Source organism: Psychroserpens mesophilus, from assembly GCF_050617655.1.
GTDB classification, from domain to species: domain Bacteria; phylum Bacteroidota; class Bacteroidia; order Flavobacteriales; family Flavobacteriaceae; genus Psychroserpens; species Psychroserpens mesophilus_A.
The window spans coordinates 1-247 of record NZ_JBODQC010000381.1; the positions used below are offsets into that span (position 1 = coordinate 1).

General features: G+C 59.1%; 1 pseudogene. It reads left to right on the top strand.

Features of this window, described 5'->3' with window-relative positions:
• Nucleotides 1–247, top strand: a pseudogene (locus tag ACRHNM_RS17685) (gliding motility protein GldN); the annotation flags it as partial.

Genomic DNA, 247 nt, shown 5'->3' on the forward strand with positions numbered 1-247 from the left:
GGTGGGCGCAAGCCAACATCCTGAACGCCAAGAAGCCGGAAGAAATCGGCATGCGAACCGAGGCCCAGAAGGCGATGGATAACGATGCGCCCCTGGATTACGGATACGTGGACGACCGCGATATCCTGTGGTCCAAGACCGTATGGGAAGCCATCGACCTGGACGAGCGGGTGAATTTCCCGCTGTACTACCCGACGGACACCGTGGATATCGGCTCGGACCGCCGCTCCCTTTACGATGTTCTGAT